The sequence below is a fragment of the Ruegeria sp. BE10 genome (genome assembly GCF_056538905.1).
In genome coordinates this window covers 1056300-1074039 of record NZ_JBQFTX010000001.1, presented here as the reverse complement: position 1 = coordinate 1074039, position 17740 = coordinate 1056300, and the positions used below count along the sequence as shown (strand labels likewise).

The 17740-nt window shown below is 55.6% G+C and carries 18 protein-coding genes and 1 pseudogene; 10 read left to right on the top strand and 9 right to left on the bottom strand.

What is annotated here, in order from left to right; all coding sequences use genetic code 11:
• The 6 genes and pseudogenes from gcvT to glyA all read right to left on the bottom strand — a co-directional run.
• Positions 1 to 298 (bottom strand): annotated as a pseudogene (gcvT, locus tag ACR0M2_RS05360) (glycine cleavage system aminomethyltransferase GcvT); the annotation flags it as partial.
• A 16-nt stretch (positions 299 to 314) separates the two neighbouring features.
• On the bottom strand, positions 315 to 737 hold the full coding sequence (locus tag ACR0M2_RS05355) for a universal stress protein (protein ID WP_170347762.1): 423 nt from the start codon (positions 735 to 737) through the stop codon (positions 315 to 317).
• An 82-nt stretch (positions 738 to 819) separates the two neighbouring features.
• A complete protein-coding gene (locus ACR0M2_RS05350) occupies positions 820 to 2190 on the bottom strand; it encodes an alanine/glycine:cation symporter family protein (RefSeq protein ID WP_170360634.1) in 1371 nt (456 codons plus the stop codon).
• A gap of 25 nt (positions 2191 to 2215) precedes the next feature.
• Positions 2216 to 3160, bottom strand: coding sequence for a lipoyl synthase (gene lipA, locus ACR0M2_RS05345; RefSeq protein ID WP_170374142.1), 945 nt, complete (start codon positions 3158 to 3160; stop codon positions 2216 to 2218).
• Between the two features lie 14 nt (positions 3161 to 3174).
• The gene (gene lpdA / locus ACR0M2_RS05340) at positions 3175 to 4554 is read right to left on the bottom strand and encodes a dihydrolipoyl dehydrogenase (protein ID WP_425081143.1); all 1380 of its coding nucleotides are present in this window, start codon (positions 4552 to 4554) and stop codon (positions 3175 to 3177) included.
• An 11-nt stretch (positions 4555 to 4565) separates the two neighbouring features.
• A complete protein-coding gene (gene glyA, locus ACR0M2_RS05335) occupies positions 4566 to 5819 on the bottom strand; it encodes a serine hydroxymethyltransferase (protein WP_480645944.1) in 1254 nt (417 codons plus the stop codon).
• Between the two features lie 146 nt (positions 5820 to 5965).
• On the opposite strand from glyA, the gene ACR0M2_RS05330 reads away from it, so the two are divergent.
• A complete protein-coding gene (locus ACR0M2_RS05330; protein WP_170360624.1) occupies positions 5966 to 6568 on the top strand; it encodes a helix-turn-helix domain-containing protein in 603 nt (200 codons plus the stop codon).
• 1134 nt (positions 6569 to 7702) lie between these two features.
• Here ACR0M2_RS05330 and ACR0M2_RS05325 read toward each other — a convergent pair.
• From ACR0M2_RS05325 to ACR0M2_RS05315, 3 genes are all read right to left on the bottom strand, one after another.
• On the bottom strand, positions 7703 to 8764 hold the full coding sequence (locus ACR0M2_RS05325; protein WP_480704207.1) for a YeeE/YedE family protein: 1062 nt from the start codon (positions 8762 to 8764) through the stop codon (positions 7703 to 7705).
• Between the two features lie 42 nt (positions 8765 to 8806).
• Entirely contained in the window at positions 8807 to 9115 is a 309-nt protein-coding gene (locus ACR0M2_RS05320) for an ArsR/SmtB family transcription factor (protein WP_142635976.1), read from the bottom strand.
• 100 nt (positions 9116 to 9215) lie between these two features.
• Positions 9216 to 9521, bottom strand: coding sequence for a hypothetical protein (locus ACR0M2_RS05315; RefSeq protein WP_367647891.1), 306 nt, complete (start codon positions 9519 to 9521; stop codon positions 9216 to 9218).
• A gap of 149 nt (positions 9522 to 9670) precedes the next feature.
• Between ACR0M2_RS05315 and ACR0M2_RS05310 the strand changes: the two genes are divergently transcribed.
• From ACR0M2_RS05310 to ACR0M2_RS05270, 9 genes are all read left to right on the top strand, one after another.
• On the top strand, positions 9671 to 10411 hold the full coding sequence (locus ACR0M2_RS05310) for a cytochrome c biogenesis CcdA family protein (RefSeq protein ID WP_170408930.1): 741 nt from the start codon (positions 9671 to 9673) through the stop codon (positions 10409 to 10411).
• Positions 10412 to 10425: 14 nt separating this feature from the next.
• Positions 10426 to 11004: a thioredoxin family protein gene (locus tag ACR0M2_RS05305; RefSeq protein ID WP_480704206.1), complete on the top strand. Its 579-nt coding sequence runs from the start codon at positions 10426 to 10428 to the stop codon at positions 11002 to 11004.
• Between the two features lie 131 nt (positions 11005 to 11135).
• Positions 11136 to 11612, top strand: coding sequence for a sulfur oxidation c-type cytochrome SoxX (gene soxX, locus ACR0M2_RS05300; RefSeq protein ID WP_170408932.1), 477 nt, complete (start codon positions 11136 to 11138; stop codon positions 11610 to 11612).
• Positions 11613 to 11658: 46 nt separating this feature from the next.
• Complete coding sequence (soxY, locus tag ACR0M2_RS05295; RefSeq protein WP_170408933.1) at positions 11659 to 12075, top strand: thiosulfate oxidation carrier protein SoxY; 417 nt, start codon at positions 11659 to 11661, stop codon at positions 12073 to 12075.
• Positions 12076 to 12111: 36 nt separating this feature from the next.
• Positions 12112 to 12441, top strand: a complete 330-nt coding sequence (soxZ, locus tag ACR0M2_RS05290) for a thiosulfate oxidation carrier complex protein SoxZ (protein ID WP_480704205.1) — start codon at positions 12112 to 12114, stop codon at positions 12439 to 12441.
• Positions 12442 to 12511: 70 nt separating this feature from the next.
• The gene (gene soxA / locus ACR0M2_RS05285; protein ID WP_170408934.1) at positions 12512 to 13357 is read left to right on the top strand and encodes a sulfur oxidation c-type cytochrome SoxA; all 846 of its coding nucleotides are present in this window, start codon (positions 12512 to 12514) and stop codon (positions 13355 to 13357) included.
• Positions 13358 to 13445: 88 nt separating this feature from the next.
• Positions 13446 to 15143, top strand: coding sequence for a thiosulfohydrolase SoxB (gene soxB / locus ACR0M2_RS05280; RefSeq protein WP_480704204.1), 1698 nt, complete (start codon positions 13446 to 13448; stop codon positions 15141 to 15143).
• 24 nt (positions 15144 to 15167) lie between these two features.
• Positions 15168 to 16430: a sulfite dehydrogenase gene (gene soxC, locus ACR0M2_RS05275; RefSeq protein ID WP_480704203.1), complete on the top strand. Its 1263-nt coding sequence runs from the start codon at positions 15168 to 15170 to the stop codon at positions 16428 to 16430.
• Positions 16414 to 17739, top strand: a complete 1326-nt coding sequence (locus ACR0M2_RS05270) for a c-type cytochrome (protein ID WP_480704202.1) — start codon at positions 16414 to 16416, stop codon at positions 17737 to 17739. The genes soxC and ACR0M2_RS05270 overlap by 17 nt, the downstream gene beginning before the upstream one ends.
• Position 17740: the final 1 nt, after the last annotated feature.

Below are 17740 nucleotides of genomic sequence, written 5' to 3'. Positions count from 1 at the left end.
CATCCATGATCCCGCCGTCTTCGTTCGTGAAGAACCCGTAGCGGGCTTTGCCTTCCTTCAGCGTCGCATAGGCCTGCGGGCAGATCGCCTCAAGCTTCGCGCCCACATCCTCACCGCGCAGGATCACCTGACCCATATGCGACACATCAAACACCGCCGCCTTCTCACGACACTGCTTATGCTCACCCATAATCCCCAGCGGATACTGAACAGGCATCTCCCACCCAGCAAAATCAACCAGCTTGCCTCCCAACTCAACATGGAGATCGTAGAGAGGAGTGCGTTTTAAGTCAGTCATAGCTGTAGCCTTTCAATCAACGGGACTGGTCACGGACAACCATGACGGTGCAATGCGCGTTGCGCACAACACGGGCCAGGTTTGGGCCAATCTCATAGTTCGGGAAATCGCCTTTGGTCGACGCCATGACGATCAGATCAAAGCCGTCCTTATAGGCAAGCTTCAGAATTTCGCGGTAGACGCTGCCTTCTTCGACATGCACCGGCACATCAGAGGCATTGGCGTGATCCAGTATGGCCTGAACCGCACCCCGCACGTGGTCTTTGGCGCCTGCGCCATAGTTGGCGGGTAGGTTCGGCAACTGGATGATCTCGGGGATGACGGCGACCGTGTGCAGTTCGGCACCATAGAATTTTGCCTGTTCCAAAGCGACCGGCAAAGCCAGTTTCCACGAGCGGTCGTCAGTGTGATCAATCGGCAGCAGGATTTTCGTGGCCATCACGTCTCTCCTCGAGATAGAAAATTTGTTTCAAAGGCGGGGGGCCGGGTTGGCCCCCCGTTTTATTTTGTCAGTGCCGAAGTTATTCGGCAGGTGAGCCGCCCGGTTCTTCGGACTGACCGTTCGAGGCAAAGAACTCTTTCGTCAGTTTGAAGACGATCGGGCTCAGCAATGCCAGAGCGATCAGGTTCGGGATGGCCATCATGGCGTTCAGCGTATCCGCCAGCAGCCAGACAAAGCCCAGATCTGCAGTCGCACCGAAATAGATCGCAACGATCCAAAGGATGCGGTAGGGCAGCAGGGATTTGACGCCCAGCAGGAACTCAACACATTTCTCGCCATAGAACGACCAGCCAAGGATGGTAGTGAAGGCAAAGATCGACAGCGCGATTGCAATCAGGTGACCACCGCCCGGAAGCGAGGTTGCAAATGCCAGCGAGGTCAGGGCAGCGCCGGACTCACCAGAAGTCCATGCGCCGGTCGAGATGATTGCCAGACCGGTGATCGAGCAGACGATGATGGTGTCGATGAACGTACCCAGCATCGCGATTAGGCCCTGATTGACCGGACCTTTGGTCTCGGCTGCTGCGTGTGCGATCGGAGCGGAGCCCAGACCAGCTTCGTTGGAGAACACACCACGTGCCACACCAAAGCGGATCGCGGCCCAAACGGCTGCACCCGCGAAACCACCTTCGGCGGCAGATGGGGTGAAGGCGTAGGTGAAGACCAGCGAGAGGGCGTTACCGATTTCGCCGATGTTGATGATCAGAACTAACAGGCCAGCGACGATGTAAGCGATCGCCATGGCCGGAACCAACTTACCGGCAACCGCACCGATGCGGGTAATGCCACCCAGGATAACGGCGGCGGTCAGGACCATCAGAACAATTCCGGTGACCGAGGTATTCACGCCGAAATTCGATTCCAGAACTTGTGCCACACCGTTTGCTTGTACACCGTTACCGATGCCGAAGGCAGCAATGGCACCAAATAGGGCGAAGGCCCAACCCAGCCAGTGCCAATTCGACGACAGACCGTTCTTGATGTAGTACATCGGGCCGCCAACAAAATTGCCCAGCTCGTCCTTCTCGCGATACTTCACCGCGCAGACGGCTTCGGCATATTTGGTGGCCATGCCCACCAGGGCGGTCATCCACATCCAGAACAATGCGCCCGGACCGCCCAGGAAGACAGCAGTGGCCACACCGGCGATGTTACCCGTACCGATGGTCGCCGACAGCGACGTCATCAGCGCGTTGAACGGGCTGATCTGACCGTCACCCTGACCTTCGCGGCCTGCGAACAACAGCTTAAAGCCAGTGCCGATGCGCAGGATCGGCATGAATTTCAGCCCCACCTGCAAGAAGAAGCCGACGCCAAGAATGAGAACCAGCATGAGCGGCCCCCACACGACGCCATTGATGGCCCCTACGATTGAATTTAACGCTTCCATGGTTTCCCTCCCATTTGCGTTTGGATTATGCCCCGGTGGCGATAGCCCGTTGGCGGGCTTGCTTGAGGGCGGCAAAGTCTTCGTCCGCATGGAACGACGAACGGGTCAGCGGGGTTGCTGACACGTGCAGAAAGCCCTTGGAGCGCGCGATTTGCTCCAGTTGGGCGAATTCGTCCGGAGACCAAAAACGATCAATCGGGTGGTGTTTCGCGGTCGGTTGCAGGTATTGCCCGACCGTCAGGAAATCGACCTGAGCCGCGCGCAGGTCATCCATCACCTGGCGAACATCGTTTAGGGTTTCTCCCAACCCGACCATCAAGCCGGATTTGGTGAAGATCTCGGGGTTGGCGCGCTTGGCATCGTCCAGTAGCCGCAGCGAGGTATAGTAGCGCGCGCCGGGGCGAACGGACGGATACAGATGTGGAACGGTTTCCAAATTGTGGTTGAAGACGTCTGGGGCAGCCTGGAACACGACATCCGCCGCGTCGCCTTTACCTAGAAAATCGGGGGTAAGAACCTCGACCGTTGTGCCTGGGTTTTGGTGGCGGACGGCCCTAATGGTCTGAGCGATATGTTCGGCCCCGCCATCAGCCAGATCGTCCCGGTCCACGGATGTGATCACCACATGGCGCAGGCCCAGCTTTTTGACCGCCGCTGCGACGCGGCCCGGTTCAAATGCGTCCAATGCATCGGGACGTCCCGTGGCCACGTTGCAGAAGGAGCAACCGCGGGTGCAGATCTCGCCCATGATCATCATGGTGGCGTGACGTTTGGACCAGCATTCGCCGATATTGGGGCAGGCGGCCTCTTCGCAGACGGTCGCCAGATTGTGCTCGCGCATCAGACGACGGGTTTCGTAATACTCGGCGCTGTCGCCCTTTTTCTTGCGAATCCACTTGGGCTTACGCGGGATGACACTGTCTGCCTTCTTGGCCTTTTCAGGGTGGCGGGGGCGAAGCTGGATGGTCATCTGGCAGGTCCCTCTTAGGCGTGGATTGCGCGGCCCATGGCGTCAAGGCAGGCTTCTTTGACCGCCTCGCCCATGGCTGGGTGTGCATGACAAGTGGCAGCGACCTCGGCGACGGTTGCGCCTTTGGTCATGGCCAGAACCAACTCGGCAATCAGGTCTCCTCCGTGGGCGCCACAGATGTGGGCGCCCAGGATTTTGCCGCTTGGGTCCGCCAGAACCTTGACTGCGCCGTCGGTGTCGCCGGTCGAACGGGCGCGCGAGTTGGCCATGAAGGCGAACTTGCCAACCGAATACTCGGTGCCAGCCTCTTTCAGCGCTTCTTCGGTCAGACCGACCGAAGCGACCTCGGGGTCGGTATACACGACCCCCGGCACGGTGTTGTAATCGACATGGCCAGCTTGTCCTGCGAGAGTTTCCACGCAGGCGACGCCGTCTTCTTCGGCCTTGTGCGCCAGCATCGGACCGGGCACGCAGTCGCCGATGGCGTAAATGCCGGGAACCGAGGTCTGGAACGTCCCATCCACCTCGATGAAGCCGCGCTGACTTACTGTAACGCCCAGCTCCTCCAGGCCCAGCCCACGGGTGACAGGGCGGCGGCCCACAGCGATCAGGACCTTATCAGCCTCGATCACTTCTTCTTTGTCTTTGCCGACGCGATCAACGGTCAGCACCAGACCGGTATCGGTCTTTTCGACCGTTTTCAGCGCACGACCCAGCTGGAATTTCAACCCGCGCTTGGACAGTGCGCGTTGTGCCAGCTTGGCGATTTCACCATCAATGCCGGGTAGAACGCGGTCCAGATACTCGACCACGGTAACCTTTGCGCCCAGACGGGACCAAACCTGCCCCAGTTCCAGCCCAATCACACCTGCGCCGATCACGACCAGATGGTCCGGTACGCTCTCCAATGCAATCGCACCGGTCGAACTGAGGATGTCCTGCTCGTCGATCTCGATCCCCGGCAGCGAGGTCGGTTCCGAGCCGGTGGCGATCAGAATGTTTTTCGCTTGATAGACATCATCGCCGACCTTGACCTGTCCGGCAGAGGGGATGCTGGCCCAGCCATCGATATGGTCGACCCCGTTTTTCTTGAACAGAAACGCGATGCCTTTGGTCAGGTCGCCTACGATCTTGTCCTTACGCCCCATCATCGCGGGTACGTCGATGCTGGCCCCCTCGACCGCAATGCCGTGGGAGGAGAGATGTGCAAGTTCGGCATACTTGGCCGAGGAGGTCAGCAACGCTTTGGAAGGGATGCACCCCACATTCAGACAGGTCCCGCCAAGTGCCCCGCGCCCTTCGACGCAGGCCACTTTCAGTCCCAGCTGAGCCGCGCGGATCGCAGCGACATAGCCGCCAGGTCCGCCCCCGATGACAATCAGATCGTAGGTCATGACGCTAACTTTCAGTAGATCGGGTGGCTTGCGCACAGGGCGCGCACTTTTTCACGGGTTGCTTTTTCAACGGCTTCGTCTCCGCCCGGGTTCTGCGCCAGCGCGTCCAGAACGTCACCGATCAGATGGCCGATCTGCTTGAATTCCTCGGGGCCAAAGCCCCGGCTGCAACCGGCCGCAGTACCCAGACGAATACCGCTGGTGATGGTGGGTTTCTCGGGGTCACCGGGCACGCTGTTTTTGTTGCAGGTAAAGCCAGCGCGTTCCAGCGCGGCTTCGGCGTCTTTACCGGTTACGCCAACCGGGCGCAGATCCACCAGCATCAGGTGGTTTTCCGTACCGCCCGAGACGATGTCGCAGCCGCGTGCCATCATAACGTTGGCCAGAGCCGAGGCACTGTCGACCACGCGCTGCATGTACTCTTTGAATTCGGGTTTCAGAGCCTCACCGAAAGCGACGGCCTTACCGGCGATCACATGCATCAGCGGGCCGCCCTGCAAACCGGGGAATACGGCTGAGTTGATCTTTTTCGCCAGCGCTTCGTCATTGGTCAGGATGATGCCACCGCGCGGACCGCGCAGGGTTTTATGCGTGGTCGATGTCACGATATGAGCGTGCCCGACGGGAGAAGGGTGTAGGCCGGTTGCAACCAGACCGGCGATATGCGCCATGTCGGCTAGCAACCAGGCGCCAACCTCATCCGCAATCGCGCGGAAACGGGCAAAGTCGATTTTTTGCGAATAAGCCGACGCGCCAGCAATGATCAGTTGGGGCTTTTCGGCCTTGGCCAGTGCTTCGACCTGATCATAGTCGATCAGCCCCGCATCGGTCAGACCATATTGGATCGGACGGAACCATTTGCCGGATTGCGCCGGTTTCGCGCCATGGGTCAGGTGGCCGCCGGCGTCTAGCGACATGCCCAGAATGGTGTCACCGGGGCTGAGCAGTGCCAGCTTGACCGCGCCATTGGCCTGGGCGCCCGAATGGGGCTGCACATTCGCAAATTCGCAGCCAAACAGCTGCTTCAACCGGTCGATGGCTTCCTGCTCGACCTCATCCACATATTCACATCCGCCATAATAGCGGCGACCGGGATACCCTTCGGCATATTTGTTGGTCAGAACCGAGCCCTGAGCGTCAATCACAGCCTGAGAGACGATGTTTTCAGATGCGATCAGTTCGATCTGTTCGGCCTGACGTGCGCCCTCGCGAGCAATTGATGCAGCAATGGTCGGATCGGCCTGTGTAAGCGACGTTTTGAACATGGTCATCTCCTCTGATTTCGAATCTCCGGTTCGAAACTAAGTTTCCTATAGTGGAATTGGTTCCCTTAAAGCAACATAAATCTCTTATTCGTGAAGTTGCGTGCGACTAAGGGAATATGTAAGCTGGAAAGAACGGGGAGATTTTCATGGGCGAAGACCAAAGAAACGAAGGGGTTACACCCGAAGAACTGGATGAAGGGGCGGCCTTGGGGCGTTCCATCCGCGACGCGCGACGGGAAAAGGGCTGGACTCTGGAAGAGGCCGGGCGTGCGGCAGGTATCGGGCGATCGACCCTGTCGAAGATCGAAAACAATCAAACCAAACCCAGCTTTGAGATCGTGCGGCGGTTGACACAGGCGCTGGATATGAACCCTCCGCAACTTTTTCTTCAATCGGGTCAGTCAGGCATAAACGGTCGGCGGGACTATACCGCTAAGGGGCAGGGTGAGTTCCGGGAAACCGCCACCTATTTGCACGAATTGCTGTGTTCGGATCTGACAAGCAAACGCATGCTGCCCTATGTGGCCACGATACGGGCCCGCGATATCTCTGAGTTTGACCCCTGGATCCGACATTCGGGCGAAGAATTCATGTACGTGCTGAGTGGCGAGTTGATCTTTATCTCGGAACACTACCGCCCTCTGCCGATGAAAACGGGTGATTCACTGTATTATGACAGCAGCATGGGGCATGGCTGTGTGTCGACCAGTGAAGAAGACGCGCAGGTTCTTTGGGTGTCGTTGGAATAGGTCGTGTACCTGGGAAATTAGGCGTTACCGCAGTTTTTCACCTTTCCGGTGTGGCTTAGGTTTCGCGCACAGAAGAACTAAAAACCCAGTTTGTGGAAATTTCAATATTGAGGTTAGACGTCTTGGGATGGACCGCTAAAACCTGCTGTGATCCTTTGCTGTCGCGGTTTAAGAACAATCTATGCGGTCAACTTCGTATATCCGAAGAGTTTCGGAGCTTTCAGCGGCTTTCGGCAGCTAAAAGTCAGTCTGGCATTTCCGGCCAGTAATGTCTGCATTCGGAAGAACGAGCGGATTTCTGTGCATTGGCAGCGAACGTTCGCCTCCCTGAAGAACCGTCCCGAAACAGTACCAACCCGGGTTCGTGGGGGCGAAGGTCCGCTTCCTCGATCTCCGGAAATCCTCGCTGCGGAGCGGCGAATGCACACTTTCCGCGCCAATTACCGACTTTTTAGTCCCTTGGCAGCATGTGCCGCGGTGGTTCTTGGAAATGAACAAATCAGCAAACTAGGCCGAGAGCCCACTACCAAATCCGCCGAATTTGTTGAAGATTGCGTTCTAGCCCGACAAAAGTTGGTTTTCTAACCGGACAAGTCGCGATTCATACCGGATGGCACACTAAGAGAAAAAGTGGCTGGGGTGGTAGGTTTTTTTGTCAACATATTGAAAATTAACAAAATAAAGGAAATGGGGTCAATGGGTAGTGTTCGGAAATTGGTTTGAGCCCAGTATTGTGCCTCACTTTTCTGCTTTTGACTTTTGGGACGCTAACGAGCTCGCCGGTCATACGACTTGCGCGGGATCGGGCGGGAAACGGCCATTAGCGGCCAAGGCGAAGGAAGCCAACAAATCGGCGAAAAGCAGACATTCCATTTTTAAGCTTCGTCCTTCCTAAAACATGAGCTCTTTTTTCCGGCTACTGAAGCTGGCGGTGCTGACTCATGGGCAAGGTGAGGTTTGGTATGTCCTTAGTGGAGAGATCGAGGGCGAAGTCAGAAAAAGAGCACTTTGGCCTGCTATTGTGTGGCAGAGCCGCCGGCACCATACCAAACTAACCGAGTTTCTATCAGTTTTGGTGCAGCGCGTGAGCAGCGCGGATGCGAATCCGGACGCAGACTGATTTGAACTGTAAACTCAACGCTCAGTTATGAAGGACAGCCCAGACACGAGTTGTTTCAAGCCAAGCGCCGCGCCGGCGAAGATGGCAGCGAATGTTACAGGCGCGCTGTAGGCCAAAAGTGAGAAGGCAGATATACCTTGTCCGACACTGCAACCGACCGCGATGATCGCGCCTGGTCCCATAATCGCCGCGCCGAGCATTTGCCGCTTTAGTTCACGTGGATCCTCGCATGCTTCCCATCGGAAATGACCTTTGGACCAAGACCCCAAAAATGCGCCAATGAGAACGCCGGAGACTGATCCGACCGCAAAGGACAAAGTGTTTCCAGATGCTGTCATGAGGTAGAATACTGTGTCGCCAAGGGGTGCAGCGAAGGTGTGAGTTTGCACCGGCTCACCGTCGAAACCGTGCGTCGCAACCCAATTCGTGCCAAGCCAGCCTGAAATAATCGCCAGTCCAACTACAGATCCCCAGAACACTTGTGCAGGATTGCGGCGGAAGCGCTGGTTCGCTAATGCGAAAATCACTAAGGCAACGCCGATAACGGAGCCAATGAGCCAAGCTGGGATAGAGGTTAGCTGTTCAGCAAGGAAGCTAATGCTTTGGGGACCCTTGAGATCCATCTCTTCTGGAAAGACCCAAACGCGCAGATATGCGAGGGGCCCGGACATGACAACGTAAGCAGATAGACCCATGATCAATACGATGACGAATGATCGAAGGTCGCCACCTCCAAGCCTTGCCAGCGCGCCATAGCCGCAATTCCCGCTGATGGCCATTCCGTAACCGAACATGAGGCCACCTATGATCGACCCAAGTGGGTTCCAGGTCTGTGCAAGATACCTTGTTCCAACAGGGTCCAGCCACCCGAAAGCCATAGCCAAGTGGCTGCCGACAATTGCTACGCCGATCGCAATTGCCCACATGCGCAGCCGCCGGTCATCATCTGCGTAAAGGTAGTCTTCGATTGCACCCAGCGTGCAAAAACGGCCAATGCGTGCGGCCAAGCCCAACACAATGCCACCGATCAAACCGATCAGGGCGACGGTGTTGGCGTCTCCCAATGTTTCAAACATTGCCAGTCTCCTCCCAAAGCTGGCGGGTATTTTTGGCGGCTTCTACTTTTCCCTGCAGAATAGATCGTAGACGACTTCCAGAATCTGTGTCGATCGATCATCCGCCAATCTATAGTAGATCGTTTTCCCCTCGCGTCGTGTCTTGACCAAGCCCTCAAAGCGCAAGCGGGATAGTTGCTGAGACACGGCAGCCTGGCGTGCTGAGAGCATTTCTTCCATCTGCGTGACCGATTTTTCCCCTGACGACAGATAACACAAAATCATCAGGCGCCCCTCATGGCTGATTGCCTTGAGGAAATTTGACGCTGTCTGAGCATTCTCCATCATTCTGTCCATGTCTTCGGCGCACATGTCCTTGGAGAACACAGGCAGTTTCGAAGATTTGTGCAACAAGATCGCCTCGCTTTCATAGCTTCACGCATTCATAACAGTTTATGTAATGCGCCACAGTTTATCCAGAGGTCTCAATCGGTACCCCCGCGTCACGCAGCAAAACGCCCAGCAATCCCCAGAAAAAATCTTCGCCGGGATAACCTTCTATCCGGCCGACCTCTTGGCCATCGTCCAGCAGAACAAAGGTTGGCGTGTAGTAGAGAGGCCGCTCCAATGCGATGCCATCAGGTATAGCTGCGTGGATATCGACGCGCTGAAGTGGAGCGGCATGTCCTTCCGGTGTCTTGGGGTAGATATCCGAGATGTCGGTGTCCCAACGTGCGCACCACATACACCCATCTTCTTCGGCCATCAGAAGCGTCATTTCTGCCCGTGAAACCACGGGAGAAACAAACAACGTGATTGCAAGCAATAGTAGAATTAGGTGGCGCATCTCAAGCTCCGATTGACCGCAGCGATATATCTTTATTATTTTGAATGTGTGAATGATAGCGCGCCAGGACGGGTTTGACCATGCTCGACATTACATTTGCGGGAGCTTTAGTCGCAGGGCTATTGTCGTTCCTGTCGCCCTGCATCCTACCTATCGTGCCGTTTTATCTTAGCTATCTGGCCGGCGTCGGGATTGATCAGATTTCTGCGGGGTCAACACTTTCCGCCGGCGTTCGTCGCAAGGCAGCGCTTTCTGCGATGGCATTTGCAGCTGGAATCATTACGATCTTCATGGCACTTGGAGCGACTGCGTCGATTTTCGGTCAATTGGTCCGAGAGTATTTCGACATTCTGCGTTGGATTGCAGCGGCCATCATCATTGCGATGGGGCTGCATTTCCTGGGGTTCATTCGCATCGGTTTCCTGTATCGCCAATTTCGTGCGGACGTCGGAGAGGCATCAAGCGTTAGCCTGATTGGGGCTTACGTCTTGGGCTTGGCATTTGCTTTTGGCTGGACACCCTGCGTCGGCCCTGTGCTCGCTGCGATCTTGTTTACAGCGGCCGGAACCGAAACGGCTTGGCGCGGAGCGGCGCTTTTATTCGTCTACGGGGTTGGAATGACCGCACCGTTTGTTCTGGCGGCCTTTCTGGTTCGCCCCTTCATGCAATGGATGGCAAAGTTCAGAAAGCACTTGCCCCTCATCGAAAAGGCAATGGGTGGCTTTCTGGTGCTCTTCGGCATCCTCATCGCAACCAACTCCATCAATCACATCGCACAATGGATGCTCGACCATATGCCTTGGCTCGCAGCCATCGGTTAATTCGGGAGGAAGACATGAAACGAGTTTTGTCAGTATTGATCGCTTGTCTGATCGGCGGGGTAGTTTCCGCCGCTGAACTCGGCGACGACGGTTTGCATAAAACGCCGTGGATGCGCGACACGTTCAAAGACCTCCGAGAGGATCTTGAAGAGGCCTCAAGCGAAGGTAAGCGGTTGGTGTTATTTATTGAACAGCAGGGCTGTATCTACTGCAAAAAAATGCACGATGAAGTGTTTCCCCAGTCTGACCTCGCAGCGTTCATCGAAGAGAACTTCTTTGTCGTCCAACTGGATTTGCATGGCAGCACCACGGCCACCGACTTTGACGGGGAAGAGGATGAGCAAAGAGCACTGATGCGCAAATGGGGGATTCTGTTTACCCCGACACTTGTTTTTCTGCCGGAAGAGGTGACGGAGGATGCCACAGCCATTGACGCTGCGGTCGCTGTGATGCCGGGAGCTTTCTCTAAGGGGACAACCTTGGATCTTTTCACCTGGGTCGACGAGAAGCGATACGAACTTGATAATGGCGAAGATTTTCAACGGTATCATGCCCGGCGCATTCAGGAGCGAAATAATATTTCTCAAGATTGAGCTCCATCACTACAAATAAAAAAATTCATTATGATGAATTTAATGTTGCGACAGGCGGCACTCGTCGACTACGGTACACAAATGCTTTGGGTCGCAAGGCGCCGCCGGCGTGTTAGCAAATGGGAGGGATCATGAAGCTGAGACTCTTAACATTGGTCTGCGCAATGACGGGCGTCGCCGCATTTGCGGCAGATACAGACCCGAAAGACGTAACCTATGACGACTATGGCGCTATCGAAGTCTCTTTGACTGGAGCTAATGGTGATGCGGCAAATGGCGCGCTTATCGTTGGCGACAAATCAAAAGGCAATTGCGTGGCATGCCACGCGGTCTCGGCTTTGGCCGAAATACCGTTCCATGGCGAAGTTGGTCCGATGCTGGATGGCGCTGGCGATCGTTGGACCGAAGCGGAACTTCGCGGATTGGTCGCAAATGCAAAGATGACATTCGAAGGCTCGGTGATGCCTGCGTTCTACAAGGATGACGGATATATCCGCCCGGGCGACGCCTATACCGGAAAAGCCCCGACCGCGCCTTTGACGTCGATCCTGACAGCGCAAGAAATCGAGGATGTGGTCGCGTTTCTTGCGACCCTGAAAGAGGAATAGTCGCGCTTTAAAGCGTGAATTTTCGAAGTTTCAAAGGAGATTGAAAATGGAACTCTCTCGCCGCGAGACACTGGCCCTTGGGCTGGGCGCCGCGTTCCTGACAATTATGCCGCTACGCGCAAATGCAGCTGCTGAAGATGCCATCGCGGCATTTACAGGCGGCGCAGATGTGGCTGACGGCGGTGTTACATTGACTGCACCGGAAATCGCAGAAAACGGCAATACCGTACCAATCGAAGTCAGTGCTCCGGGCGCAGCTGCAATTCTCATCGTGGCTGCAGGTAACCCCGAACCGGGCGTTGCAACTTTCAATTTCGGTCCGTTGGCTGCTGAACAAGCCGCATCAACCCGTATTCGTCTTGCCGGAACGCAGGATGTCATTGCCGTGGCGAAGATGACAGATGGCAGCTTTGCCAAAGCGTCCGCGACCGTAAAAGTGACAATCGGCGGCTGCGGCGGCTGATCGCCACGCGCGCCTCGAAGAACAGGAGATTAACCAATGGCTTCCGGTGTAAAACCCCGTGTCAAGGTTCCAAAGACAGCCGCCGCTGGCGAAACCGTTACGATCAAAACATTGATCAGCCACAAGATGGAAAGCGGCCAGCGTAAGGATAAAGAAGGCAACGTGATCCCGCGTTCGATCATCAACCGTTTCACCTGCGAGTTTAATGGAGAAATGGTGGTGGATGTGACGATGGAGCCGGCGATTTCAACCAACCCGTACTTCCAGTTCGAAGCGACTGTGCCCGAGGCCGGTGAGTTTGTCTTCACTTGGTACGATGATGACGGCTCTGTCTACTATGAGAAAAAAACGATCGAGATCGCCTGACGGCTCGAACACTAAGGCAGATCAGCGCTGGTAGGAGGAGTTGGCGCTGATCCACCAAGGGAGGAACGCAATGAATACCAAGGCACTTACGGCGATCGCGGCAATTCTGGTTTTCCCGGCTGCAGCGATGGCTGGACCGGACGAAGACAATTTGGTGATCAATGATGAGTTGGACATGACCTCGGTCACTGAAGCTCCGGCACATCTGGAAAATTTGGACACGATCTACTCGGGTTGGCATTTTCGCACGGATGAAACGCAAGCGCTGCAAATTGATGACTTCGACAATCCTGCAATGATCTTCGTCGATCAGGCCGCCGATCTCTTTGAGACCGTTGATGGTGCCGCTGGCGAGAGCTGTGCCTCATGCCACGATGGGGTGGAAAGCTTCAAGGGATTGCAGGCGTCCATGCCGAAGGTGGATGCCGAAACTGGTAAGCTGGTCGTCATGGAAGACCTAATCAACAAGTGCCGTACGGACCGCATGGAAGCCGATGCCTGGAAATGGTCCGGGGGCGATATGCAGGGCATGGTCGCTTTGATCGGACTGCAATCACGCGGCATGCCAATGAATGTCGCGATTGATGGCGATGCCGCCCCGTATTGGGAGCAGGGCAAAGAGATGTATTATACTCGCTATGGTCAGCTGGAGTTGAGCTGTGCCAATTGTCATGAAGACAACTGGGGTAACATGATCCGTGCCGACCACCTGAGCCAGGGTATGATCAACGGGTTCCCAACATATCGTCTGAAACAAGCAAAGCTGATTTCGCGCCACAACCGTTTCCGTGGCTGTATTCGCGATACGCGGGCGGAAACTTTTGCCGAAGGATCGGACGAGTTTCGCGCGCTTGAGCTTTATGTGGCCTCGCGTGGCAACGGGCTTTCAGTCGAAACTCCTGCAGTACGGCAATAGTGAACGACCCGCGTAAACAGTGTCCTGCGCGGGTTTTTCCAGGAAGATAACATTCACACATTTATATGTGTTATAGGAAAGCTGATAGATGATTTCTCGACGTGACTTCTTGCAGGTTTCAATGGCTGCATCGGCTTTGTACGGGGCGTCCGGGTTCGGCAACTGGGCCAGACTTGCCGCGCAGCAAAGCCTAACGCAGGATCAATTGTTGGAGTTCGAGACCTTCGGAAATATCAGCCTGATACATGTCACCGATATTCACGCGCAACTCAAACCGATCTATTTCCGCGAACCTGAGATAAACCTTGGTATTGGCGATGCACGAGGGCAGATGCCGCATGTCACAGGGGCGGCGTTCCGCAAGGCCTACGGGATCGAAGATGGAAGCCCGTCGGCCTATGCGCTGACCTACAATGATTTCTCTTCGCTGGCCAAGACCTATGGTCGGGTTGGTGGATTGGACCGAGTCTCAACTGTCATTAACGCCATTCGTGCTGACCGTCCTGATGCCCTGCTACTGGACGGGGGCGACACTTGGCACGGTTCCTACACCTGCTATCAGACGGCCGGTCAGGACATGGTCAATGTCATGAACGCTCTGAAACCCGATGCTATGACCTTCCATTGGGAGTTCACGTTGGGCAGCGACAGGGTTAACGAAATCGTCGAAGGTTTGCCCTTTGCGGCCTTAGGTCAAAACATCTTTGATGCCGAGTGGGACGAACCTGCAGAATTGTTCCAGCCCTATAAGTTTTTTGATCGGGGCGGTGCAAAGGTTGCTGTTATCGGACAAGCGTTTCCTTACATGCCAATCGCGAACCCAGGCTGGATGTTCCCAGAATATTCGTTCGGTATCCGGGATGAAAACATGCAGGCCATGGTCGACGAGGTTCGCGATGCCGGCGCTGATGTCGTTGTCGTCCTCAGCCACAACGGCTTTGACGTGGACAAGAAGATGGCAGGTCGAGTGCAAGGGATCGACGTGATCCTCAGCGGCCACACTCATGACGCGCTGCCGGAGCCGGTTCTGGTCGGAAAAACGCATATCATCGCGTCTGGTTCGAACGGAAAATTCGTCAGCCGCGTCGATCTCGACGTGAGGGACGGGCAGATGATGGGGCTGAAGCACAAGCTGATCCCGATCTTCTCTGACGTCATCGCTCCTGATCCTGCGATCACCGCTCTGATAAATGATCAGCGCGCGCCGTACGAGGCTGCGCTGAGTGAGGTGATTGGCAAAACGGATTCGTTGCTCTACCGCCGAGGCAACTTTAACGGCACCTGGGATGACCTGATTTGCGATGCCCTGATCAATGAGCGTGAGGCAGACATCGCGATGTCGCCTGGCGTCCGTTGGGGACCCTCAATCCTGCCGGGACAAGATATCACGCGTGAGGACATCTGGAACGTCACATCGATGTCGTATCCCAATGCCTATCGCACAGAAATGACAGGCGAATTCATCCATGTGATCCTCGAGGATGTCGGCGACAACCTGTTCAACCCCGACCCGTATTACCAGCAGGGCGGCGATATGGTCCGCGTCGGTGGGCTTGGCTACCGCATCGATGTGAACAAGCCACAAGGGCAACGGATCAGCGAAATGACTTTGCTCAAAACGGGTGAAGCGATTGATCCATCGAAAACCTACGTCGTAGCTGGTTGGGCCAGTGTCAACGAAGGCACCGAGGGGCCGCCGATCTGGGATGTCGTCGAAAACCACATTCGCAACCTTGGCACCGTCACGGTGCAAGAGAACACCAGCGTCGATGTTGCCGGCGCTTAAGAAACAGATGGAGACCTAAGAGTTATGGATGACGCGTTCAAACCGTCGCGCCGGGCCTTCCTGACAGGCAGCGCTGCGGTCGCCGCAGGATCAGTTGCGGGTGCGGCAGCGGCAGACACGCCCGACCCACTGATAACAGAGCTTCAGGATTGGGCGTCTTACACGGGTGCTGGTGTTGATGAGTCACCTTATGGCATGCCGATCAGCTTCGAATCTCATGTCGTTCGGCGCAACGTTGAATGGCTGACCGCCTCTCCAATTTCGTCGATCAACTTCACACCGATCCACGCGCTTGATGGCACTATCACCCCGCAAGGATGCGCCTTTGAGCGTCACCATTCGGGTGCGATCGAGCTGCGCAAGGAGGATTATCGCCTGATGATCAACGGGCTGGTCGATCGACCGCTTGTGTTTACTTATGAAGACATTGAGCGTTTCCCGCGCGAAAACCATGTGTATTTCTGCGAATGCGCGGCGAACACCGGTATGGAGTGGGCTGGTGCTCAACTCAATGGCGTCCAATTTACGCACGGCATGATTCATAACATGGAATACACTGGCGTTCCTTTGCGCACGCTGTTGCAGGAAGCAGGCGCCGATATCTCACCAGACAAATGGGTCTATGTTGAAGGCGCAGACGCGTCATCAAATGGCCGCTCCATCCCGATGGAAAAAGCACTGGATGACGTGTTGGTGGCTTTCAAAGCAAATGGTGAAGCGCTGCGCATGGAGCATGGATATCCGGTGCGACTGGTTGTTCCTGGCTGGGAAGGCAACATGTGGGTCAAGTGGCTGCGCCGCATTGAGGTCGTCGATATGGCGGTCGAAAGCCGCGAAGAAACATCAAAGTATACTGATGTCTACGCCGATGGCACAGCCCAGAAATGGACGTGGGTGATGGATGCAAAGTCCGTCATTACTTCACCCAGCCCGCAAATGCCCATCAAACACGGACCGGGACCATTGGTCATTTCCGGGCTTGCCTGGTCAGGCCACGGGCAAATTACGCGTGTCGATGTGTCCAAGGACGGTGGGATCACCTGGGAGACGGCGCGTCTTGGCAAGCAGGGCGACAGCAAGGCTTTGACGCGTTTCTATCTTGATACGAATTGGGACGGAGCACCAATGTTGTTACAGGCCCGGGCGATAGACGAGACCGGCTATGTGCAGCCAGCCAAAGACCAGCTACGCGAAAAGCGCGGAGAAAACGCGGTCTACCACAACAACTGTATCCAAACTTGGTACGTGAGCGCAGAAGGGATCGCTGAGAATGTCGAAGTCTCTTAGTCATGTTTTCCTGCCCGTATTTGGTGGCACAGCCTTGGTGCTTGCGGCAGCTTTGGTATTTGCCAATCGGAACTACGGCCAGTCGAAGATAGACACTTTGGAAACCCGGATAGGTCAGGTTGAAGCGCATGCAGCATCAGCTCTGGAAAACGCGCAAGCGGAGGCCAATCGAGCGGCTGAACTCGAGACTAAAGTCGAAGAAATCCAAGCGGCCGCTGCGGAGCGGGTTGCAAATGGTGCGAACCTAACTGCACCAGCGCCCAGTCGCGACGGTACTATTGGGCTTGGACGTCCTGCATTGGAGGAAGAGATCGCTGCCTGGGACGTTGACATCTTGCCCGACGGGCGTGGCTTGCCGGTTGGATCAGGCGATGTCTGGACGGGAGAAGAAGTGTTTGTCGACCGATGTGCGTCCTGTCACGGCGAGTTTGCCGAAGGCGCCGACAATTGGCCTGTTCTGGCCGGTGGATTCGACACGCTTGCCGACGAGGATCCTGTAAAAACCGTCGGGTCTTATTGGCCGCATTTGTCGACCGCTTGGGACTATATTTCCCGCTCAATGCCATTTGGTGAAGCGGGTACGCTTACGGCGGATGAGACCTACGCAATCGTCGCCTATATCCTTTATTCCAATGATCTGGTGGATGACGATTTCGTTCTCAGCAATGAAAACTTCGCCGAATTCGAGATGCACAACAAGGATGGGTTTGTCGTCGATACGCGACCTGAGACTGAGTACGCAGAATGGCGAGAAGAGCCCTGTATGGAGAACTGCAAAACAGAAGCCGCTGTTACTATGCGCTCTGTATTTCTGGTTGAGACGCCACCAGAAGGCGGTTCGAATTCGGTCATGAACGAAGCCAGCGCGGACGAGTTGCCGACGTTCACGGTGGAAGGGCCCTCGTTCATTCCGGCCGAAGCGCCAAAGCCTGAGGAAGAAGCCGCCGCAACACCGGCTGTTCAAGAAACCGACGAGGCTGACCAGACTACGGAACTGTTCGCAGCTGGTGAGAAGGTCTTCAAGAAATGTAAATCCTGCCATCAGGTTGGTGACGGTGCAAAGGACAGTACGGGTCCGGCGCTGAACGGGGTTATAGGGGCCAACGCAGGGTCGGTTGAAGGGTTCAAATACTCAAAAGCTATGAAAACAGCTGCCGAGGCTGGTCTTGTTTGGACCGAAGAAGAAATGGCGGCCTTCCTGGCAAAACCCAAGGACTACATGAAGGGTACACGCATGTCCTTTGCTGGGCTTAAGAAACCAGACGATATTGAAGCCGTGATCGTTTACCTCAAGTCGTTCGGAAGCTGAT